This window comes from Pseudoalteromonas sp. GW168-MNA-CIBAN-0100 (genome assembly GCF_040309225.1).
Taxonomy (GTDB): domain Bacteria; phylum Pseudomonadota; class Gammaproteobacteria; order Enterobacterales; family Alteromonadaceae; genus Pseudoalteromonas; species Pseudoalteromonas arctica.
This window is the reverse complement of record NZ_JBEOOL010000017.1, coordinates 77608-96754: the sequence shown is the minus strand read 5'-3', so window position 1 is coordinate 96754 and position 19147 is coordinate 77608. Positions and strand designations below refer to the sequence as shown.

Genomic DNA, 19147 nt, shown 5'->3' with positions numbered 1-19147 from the left:
AATGAAGTTACCGATTTATTTAGATTACGCAGCGACCACGCCTGTTGACGAACGTGTTGCTAAAGAAATGATGCAATGCCTGACAATGGACGGTAAGTTTGGTAATCCTGCGTCACGCTCACACCGTTTTGGTTGGCAAGCAGAAGAAGCTGTTGACCAAGCACGTACAGATATTGCTGATTTAATTAATGCAGACCCACGTGAAATTGTTTTCACATCGGGTGCAACAGAATCAAATAACCTTGCTATTAAAGGTGCAGCACAGTTTTACAAGAAAAAAGGTAAGCACGTTATTACCGCTAAAACTGAGCATAAAGCTGTAATCGACACATGTCGTGAGCTTGAGCGCCAAGGTTTTGAAGTAACTTACATGGACGTTGAAGAAAACGGCCTACTTGATTTACAAAAACTTGCCGACACAATGCGTGACGACACAGTACTTGTAAGCATCATGCACGTTAATAACGAGCTAGGTGTAATTCAAGATATCGCGACTATTGGCGAAATGTGTCGCGAACGTAAAATTATGTTCCACGTAGATGCCGCGCAAAGCGCGGGTAAAGTATTAATCGACGTGCAACAGCTTAAAGTTGATTTTATGTCGTTCTCTGCACATAAAGTGTATGGCCCTAAAGGTGTTGGCGCACTTTACGTTCGTCGTAAACCACGTGCTCGCCTTGAAGCGCAAATGCACGGTGGCGGACATGAACGCGGTATGCGTTCTGGTACACTAGCTACTCACCAATTAGTGGGTATGGGTACTGCGTTTAAAATTGCTAAGCAAGATTTCGAAAAAGATCACGCACACATCAGCGCCTTACGTAATCGTTTAATCGACGGCATTATGGCTGATATGGACGAAGTATACTTTAACGGCACGCAAGACCAATCAGTACCTGGCATTGTAAATATCAGCTTTAACTTTGTTGAAGGTGAGTCGTTACTTATGGCAGTAAAAGACATTGCAGTATCGTCAGGTTCAGCCTGTACATCTGCAAGCTTAGAGCCTTCTTATGTATTACGTGCACTTGGCCGTAACGACGAATTAGCACATAGCTCAATTCGTTTTAGTATTGGTCGCTTTACTACCGAAGAAGAGATTGATTACACCGTCGAATTAATGAAAAACTCTATCGGTCGCCTACGTGAGATGTCTCCACTTTGGGAGATGCATCAAGAAGGTATTGATTTAGATTCAGTTGAATGGGCTCACCACTAATAGTGTGAGCACATACCCTAGCAGGTAATGAGGATAGAATAATGGCTTATAGTGATAAAGTAATCGACCACGTAGAAAACCCACGTAACGTAGGTACTCTAGATAAGAATGATCCGTCAGTGGCAACGGGTATGGTAGGCGCACCAGCATGTGGTGACGTAATGAAATTGCAAATTAAAGTATCTGCCGAAGGCGTTATTGAAGATGCAAAATTCAAAACCTACGGTTGTGGTAGCGCAATTGCTTCATCTTCACTTGTAACAGAGTGGGTTAAAGGCAAAACGCTAGACGAAGCAGCTACAATTAAAAACACTGATATCAGTGCAGAGCTTGAATTACCACCAGTGAAAATTCACTGTTCAATTTTAGCCGAAGACGCAATTCAAGCAGCAATTGCAGACTACAAAAGCAAACAAGCGAAGTAAGAAGAGAAACTCATGGCAGTGACATTGACAGATGCGGCAGCAAACCGCGTACAATCATTTTTAGCAAACCGCGGTAAAGGTTTAGGCCTGCGCGTTGGCATTAAAACGACGGGCTGTTCAGGTCTTGCTTATGTACTTGAGTTTGTTGACGATTTAAACGAAGACGATGAAACTTTTGCGGCTAAAGGTGTAACATTAATTGTTGACGCTAAAAGCTTAGTTTACATCGATGGCACAGAGCTCGACTACACTAAAGAAGGCTTAAATGAAGGGTTTAAATTTAGAAACCCTAATCAAGCAGATGAGTGTGGTTGTGGCGAAAGCTTTACCGTTTAAGCTTAAAATATCTTTGTAGTATAAATAAGCCCTGCCAGTTAATGTAGGGCTTTGTTATTTCTGAATATTATTGGTTGAAGTTATGCGTTACTTTGAATTATTTGCAGTCCCCGTTGATTACAATATTGATTTAGCAACGGTTAACAAGCACTACTTGGAATTACAGCGTACTGTACATCCAGATCGCCACGCTAATGCGAGCAGCCGCGATAAGTTAATGGCAGTGCAAAGCGCCGCCGAAATTAACGATGCGCTACAAACATTAAAGCACCCAGTAAAACGTGCTGAATATATGTTGAGCGAGCTAGGCGTTGATATTCGTGCAGAGCAGCAAACCTTGCAAGATCCAATGTTTTTAATGCAGCAAATGGAACTTCGCGAAGAGCTTGAAGAGCTAACATCGTCGCGCGATCCTGATACTGCGATTGCAAATTTTGAAAAACAAATTAAGCAACTAAACACGCAGTACAGTGCACAACTTGCCGAGCAACTCGCAAGTAACGATGAGCAGCAATATCAACTTGCCGCAGATAATATTCGTAAACTGAAGTTTGTTTATAAGTTACGTGACGAACTAGAGCGTATTGAAGACAGTTTATTTGACGATTAATTACTTGCTGCAAAGCGAGCAACACGAGTTTAAAGAGCATTATGGCATTATTGCAAATTGCTGAGCCGGGGCAGAGCGCGGCACCACACGAACATAAACTAGCTATTGGTATTGATCTTGGTACAACTAACTCATTAGTTGCAACAGTACAAAGTGGCGAAGCCCGCACGTTAACTGATGATCTTGGCGCGGCTATGTTACCGTCGGTTGTTCGTTATCAAGCAGGCGGTATTACTGTTGGCGCAGAAGCTGCACAAGCAGCAACGCAAGACCCTGCTAATACACTTATTTCGGTTAAGCGTTTTTTAGGTAAAACTCAGGCTGAAATAGAGCAAAGTTATGGGCAACTACCGTATGAGTTTTGTGAGCACAATGGTGCGCTAGCAATAGAAACTGCGGCAGGTAAAATCAGTCCAATTAAAGCATCAAGCCATATTTTAGCTGCATTAAAAGCACGAGCTGAGCAAAGTTTTGGCAACCAAGAAATTTTAGGGGCTGTAATCACAGTACCAGCGTACTTTGATGACGCACAGCGCCAAAGTACTAAAGATGCCGCAGAACTTGCTGGTATTAACGTACTACGTTTATTAAATGAGCCAACAGCAGCAGCTGTTGCTTATGGTTTAGATTCTGGCCAAGAAGGTATTATTGCTGTTTATGATTTAGGCGGTGGTACATTTGATATATCAGTACTTAGATTACACCAAGGTGTGTTTGAAGTAATGGCAACCGGTGGCGACTCAAGTCTCGGTGGTGATGACTTTGACTCACTACTTGTTGATTACTTTAAGCAGCAAACTGGTGTGTCAGCGTTGTCACCTTCAGTTTTACGTTTATTCATCAATAAAGCAAAAGCCTGTAAAGAAGCATTAAGCCAATACGCTAAAGTAAACGTGGGTCTTGAGTTTGACGATCAAAAATACACAGTAGAAGTAACACGCGAAACGTTTGATGAAATGGCTATGCCACTAATTAAAAAAACACTGCGTTCGTGTCGTCGTGCTGTAAAAGATGCTGGCATAGAAAACGACGAAGTACTGCAAGTTATTATGGTAGGCGGCTCAACCCGTATGCCACTGGTGCGTAGCCAAGTACAAAGCTTTTTTGATAAAGAACCACTAACTTCAATCGACCCTGATCGTGTTGTAGCCTTAGGTGCTGCGCTTCAAGCCGACGTGTTAATTGGCAATAAGCCAGATTCTGACATGCTATTGCTTGATGTATTACCGTTATCGCTAGGCCTTGAAACTATGGGTGGTTTGGTTGAAAAAATCATTCCGCGCAATACGACGATTCCGGTAGCTCGCGCGCAAGAATTTACAACGTTTAAAGACGGCCAAACAGCTATGTCATTACATGTGCTGCAAGGCGAGCGTGAGCTTGTTGATGATTGTCGATCGCTTGCTAAGTTTAGCTTAAAAGGTATTCCACCAATGGCGGCAGGCGCTGCGCATATTCGTGTAACCTTTAAAGTTGATGCAGATGGCTTATTAAGTGTTTCAGCTATGGAAAAATCAACAGGTGTACAAGCTGAAATTCAAGTTAAACCTTCGTTTGGTTTATCTGATGACCAAGTAGCTAACATGCTAAAAGAGTCAATGAGCAACGCTAAAGGCGATATGCAAGCACGTATGCTTAAAGAGCAACAAGTAGAAGCGTTACGCGTAATAGAAGCGCTTAATGCATCACTTGCAGCCGATGCTGCATTACTTGACGATATGCAACTTGCTAACTTACGCGCTGAAATTGCAGAACTGGTAAAAGTGCGCGAAAATGCACAAGAGCCTGGCGAAATTAAAGCAGCTATCGAAAAAGTCGATAATGCGAGTAGCGACTTTGCATCGCGTAGAATGGATGCATCAATTAAAAAGGCCCTTACAGGGCAGTCAGTAGACAACATTTAAGAGAGATTAGAATGCCACAAATTGTTTTTCTTCCACATCCTGAATTATGTCCTGACGGCGCTGCAATTGAAGCTCCTACAGGCCAAACGGTACTCGACGCTGCACTTAAAAATGGCATTAGCATTGCACATGCCTGCGAAAAGTCGTGTGCATGTACTACGTGTCATTTAGTGATTCGTGAAGGATTTGATTCACTACAAGAGAGTGATGAGCTAGAAGATGACATGCTAGATAAAGCATGGGGCTTAGAGCCTGAGTCACGCCTTGGTTGCCAAGCAATTATAAGAGATGAAGACTTGGTGGTTGAAATACCGAAGTACAATCTCAATATCGTTAATGAAGAGCACTAGTTTTTAACGATGTATATATTAAAAGCCGCTGTTTGATACAGCGGCTTTTTTGTTTCAAAAAAGCATTTATAAACACGTAGCAGCGACTTTATGTCGCGTTTTTAAATCTCAAACGTTTTAAGTTAAATTTTTCTAATCTCAAACTTGAACATCAAAATGATCACGTATTTTTCAGATTATATAAACGCGGGGTAAACCCGCTGCTACGAGTTCAACCCAATCCCTAAAATCTATTTCGGAGGTTTATTTTGAGTAATCTTATTTTCTCAGACTCATTTATTAACGGCGAATTTTATAAAACTGATACGCACTTTAGCGTTAACGATCCCGCGACCGAAAAAAGTATTGTTGATGTAAGCGATATTGACGAGCAGGGTGTAAATAGCGCAATAACCGCAGCTCAAGGAGCTTTTGTTAAGTTAAAAGCGACAAATGCGACCGAGCGAAGCGAAACGTTGATGCGCTGGTATGAGCTAGTTATAAAACACAAACAAACACTTGCAGAGCTTATGACCAAAGAGCAAGGCAAGCCGCTCAAAGAATCGCTTGGCGAAATTAACTACGGTGCAGGTTTTATCAAATGGTTTGCAGAAGAAGCCAAACGTAGTTACGGAGATGTAATTCCGCCAACAGATGACTCGCATCGTTTAACTAGCTTTAAGCAGCCTGTAGGTGTTGTTGCCGGTATTACGCCATGGAACTTCCCTGTTGCTATGGTTACTCGTAAAGTAGCTCCAGCTTACGCTGCGGGCTGTAGCTTTATACTTAAACCTTCTGAACATACGCCACTATGCGCTATCGCACTTGCTTATTTGGCCGATCAAGCTGGTTTTGTTAAAGGTGCATTTAATGTACTGGTTTCACAAGATGCCAAAACAGTAGGTAAAATGCTGACTGACTCAGAAATCGTGCGTAAGTTTACATTTACCGGCTCTACCGGTGTAGGTAAGCAGTTGCTATCTCAATGTGCAGACACAATTAAACGCACCTCGATGGAGCTTGGCGGCAATGCGCCTTTTATCATTTTTGATAATGCAGATTTAGATGAAGCTGTAGAAGGGCTAATGGCGGCTAAATTTAGAAATAGTGGGCAGGCATGTGTTGCTGCAAACCGTATCTTTATACAGCGTAATATTCTCGACAAAGTACTGTCAAAAATCACGCCAAAGGTTGCAGCGCTAAAAGTGGCAAATGGTTTTGAAGACGATGTTGATATTGGCCCACTCATTTACCCTAAAGCCAAAGAGAAAGTACAACAGTTAGTACAAGACGCACTCGATAAAGGTGCGACGTTGATTGGCGATAATAGTGACTTAGGTGGCAGCTTTCAAAACCCATTAATAGTAAACAACGTAACGACAGAGATGGATATTTACCACGAAGAAGTATTTGGTCCAGTATTAACGGTTATTCCTTTTGATGAAGAAAGTGAAGTGCTTGCACTTGCTAACGATGTACCATTTGGTCTAGCAGCCTACTTTTACAGCCAAAATATTAAGCAAATTTACCGAATTAGTGAAGGGCTTGAATTTGGTATGGTCGGCGTAAATGAAGGTGTTATATCAAACCCAGTAGTGCCTTTCGGTGGCGTTAAACAATCTGGTTTGGGCCGAGAAGGTGGGCATCAAGGGCTGGATGAGTACCTAGAAGAAAAATACGTGTGTATTAAAATATAACGGCAGTTAAGTATGCGAGCGCGAATTTACTTCGCGCTTTTTTATGACGTTAATATGGCAGATATATGAACTTTACCTTTTACTATTGCTACCCAAAGCGCTAAATGCTACCTTTGGGAACATATTTTTTGTTAATAAAACAACATAAAAAAACAAATAAAAAGTAAAAGGATTTCTATAAGTAGAAATAACCCCGTGTGTAAATGCCACCTTATTTAAGGTGGCATTTTTTATAATTCATTATAAATTATATGCAAGGGCTTACCTCGCGAAAATAAAACTCTAAACCAACGCAAAAGCGCGGCATAAAGCTCCGCCTACGAATAAAACTGGTGCTCATGATAAACCCTTTTATACCTCAATATATCTATTTTCTTCTTGAGGTCCTCAAATTGAGGGGGGGGGGGCTTAAAATGGATTGTAACTACATACTTTTTATTCTGGAGGATCTTGGTTTATAATTTAAAAATGCACAATAAAATTAAGCCCCGCAGTTTTATTCATTTTAATTGTTATGAACATAGAATATAGGGTAGCTAAATAATTGTTGTAAATAAGAGATATAATAATATTTGGATTAAAATGGAATATTGATAGGTGTATTAAGTATTTTTGAAATATGTTGAAATGAAATATTACTAGGAGAAAAAGTGGGGCGATTGACGGGGCTTGAACCCGCGACAACCGGAATCACAATCCGGGGCTCTACCAACTGAGCTACAACCGCCACTACACACACCTCGTTTGGTGTGGCGCGCATAATACATAAAATAATAATTGTTGTGAAGCCTAAAAGTGAAATAAATTAAAATAATTTAAATCACGCAAATATAATTAGCATTTGGTCGTTAATATTTTTCCAAAGTAGGCTACATTTTATCGCATAATTGCCTCTGAAAAATCGAATATAGTTGCATTTAATAGTATTAATTCATTATTCTATGAGAATAAATTGTAAATTAATGTATAATAATGCCCGAAAACGCTTAATAAAAAACATTTGGAGTAAATATGGATTCAGTACTTAATTGGCTTAACGAAAACTCAGGCCTAATATTACACTACGGTATTCAAGCGGTTGTTGCGCTTGTTATCTTTTTACTTGGTAGTCGTATTGCCAAGTTTTGTTCTAACTTAACTGAAAAAGGTTTTGCTAAAAAGAAAGTAGATAAAGCTGTAGGGTCGTTTGTTTCAAGCATTGTGTACACACTTGTATTTGCTGTTACTATTTTAATGGCACTTTCGCAAATTGGTATTGAAACAACTTCGTTCATTGCTATTTTAGGTGCTGCAGGCTTAGCTGTTGGCTTAGCATTACAAGGTTCATTATCTAACTTCGCATCAGGCGTACTTATTATTTTACTTCGCCCATTCAAGTCTGGTGACTTTGTTGAAGCAGGTAATAAAATGGGTACTGTTAAGAAAATCGAAATATTCTCAACTGAACTACGCACTCCAGATAATAAAGTAATCATCGTACCAAACTCTCAAATAATGTCAGGCGCTATTACTAACTTCTCGCGTGAGTCTACTCGCCGTATCGATTTAGTTATTGGTGTTAGTTACGATGCTGATTTACGTCAAGCAAAAGAAGTATTAAAATCTGTATTAGATGCAGAAACACGCATACTTAAAGATCCAGCTTATACCGTAGCTGTAAATGAGCTAGGTGATTCTAGCGTAAACTTTGTTGTTCGCCCTTGGGTTAACGCTGCTGATTACTGGCCTACTTACTGGTCATTAATGGAAAATATTAAAATTGCATTAGATGATGCAAATATTGCAATCCCATTTCCACAAATGGATGTTCATTTACACAAGCAAGACTAATTTTAAATAGTTATTTAATTAAAGTTTTCTTTAATTGTTGTAGTGATAAAACGGCTATTAGACATAAAATTTCATGCAGTATTTGCTGCATGAAATTTTTTACATTATTACTTAGCTGTTTTGCTTGCTCTAACAAGTAACGCTTTAATAAAATAGATATACATTTATACAAAGGTTATTTTTTAATGAAATTAAAGCTTTTATCAGTTTTAGTTGCAGCCTCTGCTGCAACAAATGCATTCGCTGCAGACGCAGATCAAAAAACGTGGGAAGTTACCAGTGAACTTGGTGCTATTATCACAAGCGGTAATACCGAAACAACCACACTTAAAGGTGGTATCAAGGTACAACATAACCTTGAAAACTGGAACAACGAATATAAGCTAGACGGCATCTACAAAGAAGATGAAGTTGAAGATGCTAATGGCGACAAAAATAAGCAGCGCACTAACGAAAAGTATTCAATTTCTGCGCAAGGTAATTACAAATTAAATGAAGATCATTCTCATCTATTCATTTATGGTTCACACGTTTCAGATTATTTTGGAGCATATAGAAGTGAGTCGGTAATTTCTGCTGGTTACGGTCTACGTTTATTAAACGAAAAAACAATGTGGTTAAGTGCCGAAGTTGGTCCTGGTTATAAATATTTTGAATACCCAGACGACAGCTCTGAAATTGATGATAATGGTAACTCTCTTGCTGGTGAATTTGAAGGCGAAGTAATTGCCTTAGGTAAATTAGATTACAACTGGCAAATTTCTGAGAGTGCACGTTTTACTCAATTAGTTGCTGTAGAGTATGGTGATACAAACACTAAAACTCGTTCAGAAACTGCATTGCTTGCAAAAATAAACGGCTCATTACAAATGAAAGTCGCTTTTAATGTCACTAACAACTCAGATGTTGCTGATGACAAAGAAAGCACTGACACAGAAACATCATTTACTCTGGTTTACAGTTTTTAACCAATGTAACTAAGTTAATGACACTAAAGTGACAAAAGGGACGAAAGTCCCTTTTTTATTTGCTCAAAATTAATGTATTATAGCCACCAATTTTGGTTGTAGACCTAGGGATATACCTACTCGTGAAAGTTTTTACACAATTTATTAGTGCTTTTATTCTACTTTGTAGTTTTAGTGCTTTGGCTTTTACGCCAACAGCATCTCAAATTGAGCAATTTAAAAAGCTACCAAAAGCTCAACAAGAAGCTCTCGCAAAACAGTATGGTGTTGATGTTTCAACAATCACCGGTACAAACCAATCTAATAATCAAAATAATACAGAGCAACAAAACAGTATTGGTGAGCGCGCAGAGCCAGAAAAAGAAAAGCTAACAGATGAAGAGCGCTTCAAACCAAAAGCAGACGAACTAAAACCATATGGTTATGAGTTGTTTGCAGGTGAACCCACTACATTTATGCCAAGCGAAAATGCCGCAGTATCCGATACGTACATTGTAGGCCCTGGTGATCAGTTAAAAATTAACTTTTACGGAAAAGAAAGCGAAAGTTTTGAAGTCATAGTTGACCGTGAAGGACGTATTAGTATTCCTGATCTAAGCCCTGTAGAAGTTGCAGGTTTAACCTTTGCTGAAATTAAAGAACTAATAAAAGTAAAAGTAGAGCAAGAAGTTATTGGCGTAAAAGCTTTTGTATCGCTTGGTCAACTTCGTAGCATGCGTATTTTAGTGCTAGGTGAGGCTTACAAGCCGGGTAGCTACAGTGTTTCTTCATTAACAACTGTTTCGCACGCATTATTCGTAAGCGGTGGTGTGTCTGATATTGCTTCTCTTCGTAATATTCAAGTTAAACGCGCAGGCAAGGTCGTTGCAAATTTTGACCTTTATGACTTACTTATTAATGGCGATAGCAGTAACGATATCGTATTAAAGCCGGGCGATGCTGTATTTATTCCATCAGTTGGCGCTCAAGTAAGAGTTGAAGGTGCGGTTAAGCGCCCAGCTATCTTTGAACTTAAAAAAGGTGAATCTGCTAAGCAGTTATTAGCAATGGCCGGAGGCCTTAAACCAAATGCATATGCCAAAAGCGCAATTGTAGAGCGCTTTAACTTCGATCGTAAAGAAGTACTATCGGTAGATTTTTCAAAATCGCAAATTAACTATATTCCACAAGATGGTGACCGTATTCGCTTTAATTCAGTTAGCTCGCAATATCAAAATTCAGTTAGCTTAATTGGTGCCGTAGCGCGCCCAGGCAATTATCAGTGGCACCAAGGCAAGCGCATTTCAGATGTACTTAAATCAGTACGTGGTGACTTACTACCGCAAGCCGATTTAAGCTACGGACTCGTAATCCGCGAAATAAATATAAACGGCGATATAGAAGCACACCAATTCGACGTTGCTCAAGCGATTATTAAAAACCCTGAAAATAACTTACAACTTCAAGCTAATGACAAGATAGTTGTATTTAGCCGTTTTGAAGAAAAAGAATTAGAGCAATCAACTCTAGCAAATATGGCCCTTAGTCAAGAGCAGCAAGAGCAGCAACAAAAAGCAGAGCAATGGCATAAGTTTGAACAAAAAGAGTTCGAAAAATACATTGGCGTTAATCAAGAAGACGAAGAGCTTGTTCTTGAAGACAATAAAATACTCACTATTGCTGAAATTTCTAAGCGCAAAGCAAAAGAAGAAGAAGATCAAGAACTCAAACCAGAAGATTACGCATTATTTAGCCGCCATAATTTATTAGCGCCAATTATTGCTAAATTTAAGCAGCAAGCATCAGTGCAACAAGCAATGCAACTTGTGGAGATCAGTGGAAACGTTACTTTCCCTGGTATTTATCCATTAATGATTGGCGGTGAAGCAAAAGACTTAATAATAGCAGCGGGTGGCTTGTTAGAGTCAGCCTACGTGAAGCAAGCTGAAATTACACGTATTGTAGCCAGTGATGGTTCTAAAATAGAACACCTACGGTTTGATCTCGAAAGTGCGATGAAAGGTGAACTTCAAAGTAATATTACGCTACAAAGCAAAGACAGCATAAACGTATTCGCTATTCCAAATTGGCAAGAAAATGTAAAAGTAGAGTTAAAAGGCGAGCTTAGATTCCCGGGTACTTATACAATACGCCGTGGTGAAACGCTTACTGAACTACTTGAACGCGCGGGTGGCTTTTCAAAATTTGCAGAGCAAAAAGCAGCTGTATTTACGCGTACATCGATAAAAGAGCAAGAGCAAAAGCAACTAGCGCGTTTATCTACAGAGCTTCGTCGTGATATAGCTTCAAAAAGCTTTCAGAACTCCGTAAGCAGTAGTACGCTTTCATATGAAGAGATGAACAAGCTGTTAAACGACCTCGCTAGTGTTGAAGCCGTAGGCCGTTTAGTAATTGACTTGCCGTTAATTGTAAATAATCAACAAAATTTAGTATTACAAGATGGCGATACACTATATGTACCAAGCAAGCGCGATTCAATTAGTGTAATTGGTGAAGTTAACTACTCAACATCGCATCTTTATAAAACAGGTGTAAGTGTTGATGATTATATAGCGCTAAGTGGCGGGCTCAAAGAGCGTGCCGCTGAAGATCGAATTTACATTATTAAAGCTAATGGTTCAGTGAAAATACCAAATACAGGTGGCTGGTTTGCAGCAAATAATGCTGACCAGTTAGAACCAGGGGACACAATAGTAATCCCAATGGATGCAGGGCATATGGATAAGCTAACGCTTTGGAGTACAGCAACGCAGATTCTTTATCAGCTAGGTGTAGCTGTAGCAGCAATTGGAAGTCTTTAGGTGAAAAATGAATAATCAAGATTATATAGAGGTGGATTTCCGAACTTTAATTTCTATATTATGGAAAGGGCGTATATTAATTGTAGGTATTACAGCTTTATTTTCTGTAATAGCCGTTTTATTCTCACTGTCTTTGCCAAATATTTATCGTTCTGAGGCATTGATCAGTGTCGTTGAACAGGGACAGGACTCACCTTTAAGTGGATTATCCTCCACATTTGGAGGACTGGCATCCATCGCCGGAATAAATTTACAAGCTGGAAGTGGTAGTAAACGTGATATAGCAATCGAAACACTGAAAAGTAGGACGTTTATTAGTGATTTTATCAATATTAATGAGCTAAAGCCCTTACTAATAGGTGTTGAGGGCTGGAATGCTGAGAAAAACGAACTTATTTATGATTCTGAAGTTTATGATATAGAAAATAACATCTGGGTGCGTGAGGTCAGTTACCCTAAAACAAAAACACCTAGCGACTTAGAAGCATACCGCTACTTAATAAAGGAAAACTTGTCTATTTCGGAAGATGAAGACACTGGTTTTATTCGTGTATCTATAAAACATTATTCACCATATATAGCTAAAAGAATCTTAGATAGCCTTATTAACTCTATAAACAATAAATTACGAATGATCGATATTGAAGAAGCCAATAAAAGTGTAGTTTTTTTACAAAGTAAACTTAAAGAAACTAAGAATGTAGATATAAGAAAAATCATGTTCGATATGATTGAAGGGCAAGTGCAAAATCAAATGCTTGCAGAGGTAAGGGATGAGTATGTGTTTAAAACTATCGATCCTGCAATTGTTGATGAAGTTAAGTTTTCACCTAAAAGAGCCATTTTAAGTATTATGGGTGCAATTTTAGGTTTTTTTATAGCTGTATTCAGTCTTTTAGTGTTTTTTATATATAAACGACAAAAGTAACTAGTGTTAAACCTTGAATATTACTTTTTCTTTTCTATATGTCGCTTTTTAGCATTTAATCAGAGATCAAAAATTTGTCAAAAATAATCTTAAAAGAGTCATATTTATACCTTTTAGGAGAAGTAATAAGTAAAGGTATACCTGTTTTTTTACTTCCTTATATGGCTAAAAAAATGGGAGTAAATGAGTTAGCTAATTTTTCTTTGTATCAGTCAATTATCGCAATAGCCTCTGTAGTTATACTATTGTCAATGGATGGTGCAATTGCCCGCTATTATCACAGGTATGGTTTCAGGTCGATCAGTATACTCAGACGTATTGCTGTAACTATAAGTGCAGCACTATGTTTAGTAATTATTACAATCTCCTTGTTATTAGGTGAAAACCACATAGCAATATCGGCTTTAGCATCATTTTGCTATGTGTTACTTATGCTTAACTTCTCTATAGCTCAAGCTTCTAGGCAAGTACATAAATACTTTTTAGCACAAGTGATTAGTGGTGTGACTTTGCTATTTAGTATTATTATTTTATTCGAGTTTACGCAAGCAACATCACAGACCAGAGTTTATGCCGGGGCACTTTCTTGGTTTATTCCTTCTCTCTGGCTATTTTTTACGTTAAAAACGTATACGAATAGAATCAATAAGAAAATAAATAAAAAGCATATTTTATATTTATTTTCTTTTGGTTTACCTCTCTTACTACATGCTCTATCAGGTGTGATTAGAGGACATGTCGAAAGGTTTATCATCAATGACTCTTTTTCCAAAAGTGCTCTTGCGGAATACTTTTTAGCAATTCAAATTGCAAGTATTTTTTACCTGCTTTTACTGGCACTAAATAGAGCTTTAGTACCTCATTTTTATGCGAAAATGAAAAATAGGGCCCTTAACACAATAGAGGTAAAGCAACTTGTTTTAAAGTCATTCCTAATTGTGCCTTTGTTTCCTATTTTTGTTTACTTAATTCCAGACTCATTATTTGTTTATATTTTTGGTGATGAGTATACAAATCTAGGTCAGTGGGTTGCTGTTCTAGTGTTAGGATACTCTTTAATGATCCCATACTTCATTCTGGTAAACCTTTTGTTTTATCAAGCAAGAAATAAGTTAATCTCATCGGTTAGCATTTTTGTCGCTTTGATACATATAGGGATATCTTGCATATTCTCATTATATTCAATGGACTTGTTGGTTTACTCATTGTTTTTTTCATCAATATTACAAATATGCATAATGTATTTTTGTACATTTAAAGATATAAGTAAGGTCAAACAATAAATGGAACTTTATATTGCCTCAAAACCCATGCAAATCACGGTTTCTAGTATAATTGCCGGTTCTAAAAAAGAAGGTAGTTGTTTAATAATTATTGATATGTTTCATGATGCAGAAGCTGTTTTTAATAATATTAAATCTGCAGGTGATTGGAAAAAAGTACTGTTTGTAAAAAATCGATTCATGTCATTTGTTAAAGGAAGTCGTTTAAAACCGACAAAAACTTATATCGATGGTGACATAGGTACTAGGTTAGCCTTATACCTCGCTTACTTCAAACTTATATCCAGAACAAAGCAGATTTATGTTTACGAAGAAGGAATTGGTACATATAGAAATGACATATATGTACCTAGCTATAAAACTAAAATTTTTGATGTATTAGGTATAAGTACTGTATTTGGAGGAAGTTGGTTCTGTAATGGGGTTTATGTATTTGAACCAAAAGAGTATGCAGAGCGAATTAAAATAAAAAAGAAAAACTTTTCTATCTTAAAAATCACTAAAAGTATGAAGAGTTACTGCGAAGAAAACGTAGCTTATTTAAATAAAATTTATAACTTTGATCCAGCAAGTGTCGGTGAGGGGAATAAGTGTTTTATATATATAAGTGACTGGAGTTTTGATAGTCGTTTCATCGATATTGCAGATAGAGTTTATGATAAAAAGTTAGTTAAATTACACCCGAATATCAAAAATAGCTTAGGGCTTGAAGGGGCACTCGGTTTTGAGGTTGTTGAGAATAAAGTGCCTGCAGAGATTTTAATAAATGCACTTTCAAAGAGTTACTCACAAGTTCAAGTTTTACATCATGGTTCGAGTGTCGCGCACTATATGAAGTACGATAATGTGTCTTATTTAAAAGTTTCCAAGTGAGTTATTTTTGAGCAATTTTGATGTGTGAACCTTTTAACAATCTATCATTTAAGGCGTTTAAGTGAATTATTATACAATCGCTAATTATGGGTTGCTACTCATTGCGCTACTGCTCATTTTACTTATTGCTTACAGTGATATTTTGGGAAAAGTTAGTTTTAAAAGCTCAAGTGCGTTGTTATCTATTTTATTTTTATTAGTGCTTTTGATTTCCCGTGATAAAGGCTGGGATTTAGAGTTATATGAAAATATTTTTAATAATGTTAATGATATTGGAATTGGTGGGTGGATAGAGCCAGGTTTTCAGTTTTTAATATTAGCGGTTAAATCAATCAATGGGAACTTTCTCTTATTTAATACTATTTACTCATTGATTATATGTTGTTTTTTATATTCTATTGTAAATAGAGACTTAAGATATGCATCAATAGCAGTATTAATGTTTTTCTTTCTTTATTATTTTAGAGGACCATATGGGCAAATAAGGCAAGCATTAGCAATGCTGATCTTCTTATACTCGCTGAGATTTATTGTTGATAGAAAGATGCTATACATTTTTCTTAACTTTATAGCATTAATGTTTCATAGCGTTGCTATATTTAGTTTTGTTTTTTTAATTTTGGCCAGTTTTTTTAATTTAACAAAGAAGAGATATTTAATATTAATTTCTTTATTTTCAATTTTTTATCTTGCGGGGGTCTTTAGTAACCTCCTAACATACTTAATCGGATTAGATCCAAACCCAGTTTTAATGAAAGTACAATTTTATATTGAAAATGCTAATGTTCAGGGTGGCTGGTTAACGCCTGAATTTCTTAAGATATGGGTTATCTCTATATTAGTTTTGTTGATTGTCCCCGAGTTTGATAAACTTAACACATACCGCAAAATCTTAATTTTGAGCTTTCTTACTGGTTCATGTTTATACATGCTTTTAAGTTTTGATTTAAGGCTTGCATCACGTTCAAGTCGGCTTTTCCTGATTTCTGAATTTTTAATCATTGCTATGTTATTTGAGTATGTGAAAAATAGAGGAAAGCTATTCTTATTTATACTTCTTTATGGTTCTTTCTTTTTAATTTGGGAGTTCTATATTATGTCAAAAGCAGAGGTTATTTACTCGTGGAGTTAAAATGAATATTCAAATTTTAATGGCAACTATGGCTAAATCGTGTATCGGTGATATCGATTGGAAAAATAAATGCATAGTTTCACCGTTATTATTAATCAACCAATCAGATTTCGAAGGTACCGAAACTTTAGATGATATTACTATGATATCAAAAAAAGAAAGAGGCTCCTCAAAAAGTAGAAATCTCGCTATTGAGAATGCAAGCGGTGATATCTGCATCATTGCTGATGACGATGTTAGTTATTTAGAAAACTATGAGAGCATAGTCAAAGATGCTTATATTAAGTATCCAGACGCTGACATTATAACTTTTCAGATACAAACAACAGAAGGTAAGCCTTTTAAACCAAATTACTCTAACGAAGAGTATTATCACACTAAGATGAGCATTCTAAAATGCGCATCTATTGAGATTACGTTTAAAAGAGAATCGATTATTAAAAGTGGTTTGAAACTGGATCTAGAATTTGGCTTAGGTAGTAAATATCGTGTTCATGATGAGATTATTTTTTTGAAAGATGCACTAGATAATGGCCTTAAGTGTGTTTATATCCCATTACCTATAGTTGTTCATCCACCAGAAAGTTCTGGTACAGATTATAATGAGCAATTGTTGTTTTCAAAAGGTGCTGCATTTTACCGTCTGTTTGGCATTTCAGGACTTTTATATGATTTAGCTTTCTCAATCAAGAAATATTCAGAGTACAAAAATGTATTTAGTTTTATACAGTGTTTAAGGCTGATGGTTAAAGGTACATTGAGTTATTCTAAGGAACAAAGTAAATGACTAAAGTGAAATATTTAATTTTGGGTGGCGGTGTTTCAGGGCTAGCCTTCGCTAACTTTGTAAATTCAGAGGATTACCTAATTATAGAGAAAGAGCCTGAGTTAGGTGGTTATTGTCGAACTATTTACCAAGATGGTTTTGTTTGGGATTATGCAGGTCACTTTTTTCACTTTGCAACTGATCAACTAAAAAACTTTTTTAAAAACAAGATTGATGATAGTAAACTTGTTGAAAGAACTAAAGTCACAAAAATTTTCTTTGATGATGAGCTTATAGACTTTCCTTTTCAGTCTAATATACATCAGCTTAAAAAAGATAAATTTCAAGAATGTTTGTATGATCTTTATTTCCGTTCAGACAAAGAAAGCTATAATTCTTTTTTAGATATGCTTTATTCGAAATTTGGTAAGGCTATAACTGACTACTTTTTGAAACCTTATAATGAAAAGCTATATGCTTGTGATTTGAATACACTAGATGTTAATGCCATGGGGCGATTTTTCCCTTATGCTAACTTAGATCAGGTTATCAAATCTTTCAAAAAGCAGTCAGTTGAAAGCTACAACTCAAGTTTTCTTTATCCAAAAGAAGGGGCAAGGATTTTTGTTGATGCTTTAGCTGAGTCAGTCCCAACAACGAAAATTTCACTAAACGAAACTGTACAAAAAATTTGCTATGAAGAAAAGCTCGTTGTTACAAATAAAAGAACAATAGCATTTGATTATTTGATAAATAGTTCGCCTTTGAAAATGTTTTCTAAGCAATTAGATGTAGATAGAGTAAACCTGCTAGCTGATGATTTTAGCTATAACAAAGTACTAGTATTTAACTTAGGTTTTGATAAAAAATCACCTAACCAGGATACGCATTGGTTATATTTCCCAGATAAAAATATCAACTTCTACAGAGTTGGCTTTTACGATAATATTTTGGGTAGTGATAAGCTAAGTATGTATGTAGAGGTTGGTTACTCACCCGAAGATGACGTTGATATAGAGACACAACTACAATTAACGATAGATAATTTGAAGGCTGTGGGTATTATTGATGACCACAAATTGATTTCTCATTGTTCCATTGTGATGGATCCTGCGTACGTACATGTTAGTGACAAATCGAATTCTTCAAAACAAGAAATATTAGAAATTTTGTCTCAAAAAAATATTCATTCCATAGGTCGTTATGGAGACTGGAAATACTGTTCTATCGAGGACTCAATGCTTGACGCAATAAACCTAGCAAGTGAAATTAGCTAATGTTTAAAGAGCACCTAGTTAGTATTATAATGCCAGCTTATAACTGCGAGGCTTTTATCAAAGAAAGTATCGAATCTGTGATGGCTCAAACATATACACACTGGGAACTAATCATTGTTAATGATTGCTCAACAGACAACACTCTAGCAGTGGTCACTGAGTTTTCAGATCCTAGAGTTACTTTAATAAATAATGAAGTAAACTTAGGTGTAGCAAATAGCCGAAATGTTGCGATAGAGAAAGCCGAAGGGCGTTTTATTGCCTTCTTAGATAGTGACGACCTTTGGTATAGTACTAAGTTAGAAAAACAAGTAATAGCTCTATGTAAAGCGGGTGAAAATACTGTCTGTTCCCACTCTTCATATGAAAGAATTGATGAATTTGGCAGTGTATTAACTCGAGTTAGTATAAAAAATAGCGTTAATTTTAAAACTCTTTTAAAGAGTAACTTTATTGGTAATTTAACAGGTATAATTGATCGCTCTAAAGTTGTATTACCTAAACAAAAAGAGGTAAAACACGAAGACTATGTAATGTGGCTCGAGATTTTATCTAGTGGGCAGGATTTTTACTCGTTAGGAGTACCTGAAGTCTTGGCAAAATACAGAGTTAGAGCTGGTTCCATATCGGCTAATAAGCTTAAATCACTGACTTGGCATTGGCATATACTTCGTTACCATATGAGGTTGAATATATTTCAAAGCTCATTATTTATATTAAATTATTTATATTTTGCTAGCAGAAAGCGAGCATGATCTATCGTAAAATT

Annotated in this window: 17 protein-coding genes and 1 tRNA gene; 17 read left to right on the top strand and 1 reads right to left on the bottom strand. The window is 36.8% G+C overall.

Annotation, left to right across the window (positions count from 1 at the left end; genetic code table 11):
* The first annotated feature begins 1 nt into the window (after position 1).
* From AAEY62_RS12080 to AAEY62_RS12050, 7 genes are all read left to right on the top strand, one after another.
* Positions 2 to 1219, top strand: coding sequence for an IscS subfamily cysteine desulfurase (locus tag AAEY62_RS12080; RefSeq protein ID WP_002958425.1), 1218 nt, complete (start codon positions 2 to 4; stop codon positions 1217 to 1219).
* A 41-nt stretch (positions 1220 to 1260) separates the two neighbouring features.
* Positions 1261 to 1644 carry a Fe-S cluster assembly scaffold IscU gene (iscU, locus tag AAEY62_RS12075; protein ID WP_007377675.1) on the top strand — a complete coding sequence of 128 codons (384 nt, stop codon included), beginning with the start codon at positions 1261 to 1263 and terminating at the stop codon, positions 1642 to 1644.
* A 12-nt stretch (positions 1645 to 1656) separates the two neighbouring features.
* Positions 1657 to 1980, top strand: a complete 324-nt coding sequence (iscA, locus tag AAEY62_RS12070) for an iron-sulfur cluster assembly protein IscA (RefSeq protein WP_007377674.1) — start codon at positions 1657 to 1659, stop codon at positions 1978 to 1980.
* 82 nt (positions 1981 to 2062) lie between these two features.
* Positions 2063 to 2590 carry a co-chaperone HscB gene (gene hscB, locus AAEY62_RS12065; protein ID WP_007586374.1) on the top strand — a complete coding sequence of 176 codons (528 nt, stop codon included), beginning with the start codon at positions 2063 to 2065 and terminating at the stop codon, positions 2588 to 2590.
* A gap of 41 nt (positions 2591 to 2631) precedes the next feature.
* A complete protein-coding gene (gene hscA, locus AAEY62_RS12060; protein ID WP_350635017.1) occupies positions 2632 to 4494 on the top strand; it encodes a Fe-S protein assembly chaperone HscA in 1863 nt (620 codons plus the stop codon).
* Between the two features lie 11 nt (positions 4495 to 4505).
* Positions 4506 to 4844: an ISC system 2Fe-2S type ferredoxin gene (gene fdx, locus AAEY62_RS12055; RefSeq protein WP_007586379.1), complete on the top strand. Its 339-nt coding sequence runs from the start codon at positions 4506 to 4508 to the stop codon at positions 4842 to 4844.
* A 248-nt stretch (positions 4845 to 5092) separates the two neighbouring features.
* Positions 5093 to 6520: an NAD-dependent succinate-semialdehyde dehydrogenase gene (locus AAEY62_RS12050; RefSeq protein ID WP_350635016.1), complete on the top strand. Its 1428-nt coding sequence runs from the start codon at positions 5093 to 5095 to the stop codon at positions 6518 to 6520.
* A gap of 651 nt (positions 6521 to 7171) precedes the next feature.
* Here AAEY62_RS12050 and AAEY62_RS12045 read toward each other — a convergent pair.
* Positions 7172 to 7247 (bottom strand) — tRNA-His (locus AAEY62_RS12045).
* Between the two features lie 284 nt (positions 7248 to 7531).
* Here AAEY62_RS12045 and AAEY62_RS12040 point away from each other — a divergent pair.
* From AAEY62_RS12040 to AAEY62_RS11995, 10 genes are all read left to right on the top strand, one after another.
* Positions 7532 to 8350, top strand: coding sequence for a mechanosensitive ion channel family protein (locus AAEY62_RS12040; protein ID WP_024589843.1), 819 nt, complete (start codon positions 7532 to 7534; stop codon positions 8348 to 8350).
* Between the two features lie 185 nt (positions 8351 to 8535).
* Positions 8536 to 9318 carry a DUF481 domain-containing protein gene (locus tag AAEY62_RS12035; RefSeq protein WP_024593750.1) on the top strand — a complete coding sequence of 261 codons (783 nt, stop codon included), beginning with the start codon at positions 8536 to 8538 and terminating at the stop codon, positions 9316 to 9318.
* 122 nt (positions 9319 to 9440) lie between these two features.
* Positions 9441 to 12119, top strand: coding sequence for an SLBB domain-containing protein (locus AAEY62_RS12030; protein WP_350635015.1), 2679 nt, complete (start codon positions 9441 to 9443; stop codon positions 12117 to 12119).
* A 7-nt stretch (positions 12120 to 12126) separates the two neighbouring features.
* Positions 12127 to 13047, top strand: a complete 921-nt coding sequence (locus AAEY62_RS12025) for a Wzz/FepE/Etk N-terminal domain-containing protein (RefSeq protein WP_024589841.1) — start codon at positions 12127 to 12129, stop codon at positions 13045 to 13047.
* 74 nt (positions 13048 to 13121) lie between these two features.
* Positions 13122 to 14330, top strand: coding sequence for an oligosaccharide flippase family protein (locus AAEY62_RS12020; RefSeq protein WP_290294597.1), 1209 nt, complete (start codon positions 13122 to 13124; stop codon positions 14328 to 14330).
* Positions 14331 to 15203: a hypothetical protein gene (locus AAEY62_RS12015; protein WP_024589839.1), complete on the top strand. Its 873-nt coding sequence runs from the start codon at positions 14331 to 14333 to the stop codon at positions 15201 to 15203. It abuts the gene before it with no gap.
* Between the two features lie 61 nt (positions 15204 to 15264).
* Positions 15265 to 16335 carry an EpsG family protein gene (locus tag AAEY62_RS12010; RefSeq protein WP_024589838.1) on the top strand — a complete coding sequence of 357 codons (1071 nt, stop codon included), beginning with the start codon at positions 15265 to 15267 and terminating at the stop codon, positions 16333 to 16335.
* Position 16336: 1 nt separating this feature from the next.
* Positions 16337 to 17122, top strand: a complete 786-nt coding sequence (locus tag AAEY62_RS12005) for a glycosyltransferase family A protein (protein WP_101162755.1) — start codon at positions 16337 to 16339, stop codon at positions 17120 to 17122.
* Positions 17119 to 18378 (top strand): protoporphyrinogen/coproporphyrinogen oxidase, encoded by a 1260-nt coding sequence (locus tag AAEY62_RS12000; RefSeq protein ID WP_290294596.1) that lies wholly within the window; start codon positions 17119 to 17121, stop codon positions 18376 to 18378. The genes AAEY62_RS12005 and AAEY62_RS12000 overlap by 4 nt, the downstream gene beginning before the upstream one ends.
* Positions 18378 to 19133, top strand: coding sequence for a glycosyltransferase family 2 protein (locus tag AAEY62_RS11995; protein ID WP_024589835.1), 756 nt, complete (start codon positions 18378 to 18380; stop codon positions 19131 to 19133). Before AAEY62_RS12000 ends, AAEY62_RS11995 begins: the two co-directional genes overlap by 1 nt.
* Positions 19134 to 19147: the final 14 nt, after the last annotated feature.